Raw genomic sequence first — 275 nt, forward strand, 5'->3', positions numbered from 1 at the left:
TCCAAAAAGCGATATAACTTTATTCCGTGAGAACCGTGATAACTTTGACCCAAAACAAAAATTTAAGGGAGACTTAGGATATCTAGGAGAAGATTTAATTGACACTCCCATTAAAACACCGAGAAATGCAAAGTTAACAATTGATCAGAAAAAAGAAAATCAAGAGTTTTCCGCCAAACGAATATTTGTTGAACACCGAATCCGTTCGTTAAAAATATTCCGAGTTGTTCAAGAAAGGTTTAGATTAAATCCCCAAAAATATGAACAAGTAATTT

At 32.7% G+C, this 275-nt stretch carries 1 protein-coding gene; it reads left to right on the forward strand.

Annotation, left to right across the window (positions count from 1 at the left end; all coding sequences use genetic code 11):
- Positions 1–275 (forward strand): transposase family protein (locus ABF638_RS38455; RefSeq protein ID WP_435027964.1); only part of this gene is annotated, 275 nt, incomplete at both ends.

Origin of the sequence: Nostoc sp. CALU 1950, from assembly GCF_051172895.1 — a bacterium.
Classification (GTDB): domain Bacteria; phylum Cyanobacteriota; class Cyanobacteriia; order Cyanobacteriales; family Nostocaceae; genus Nostoc; species Nostoc edaphicum_A.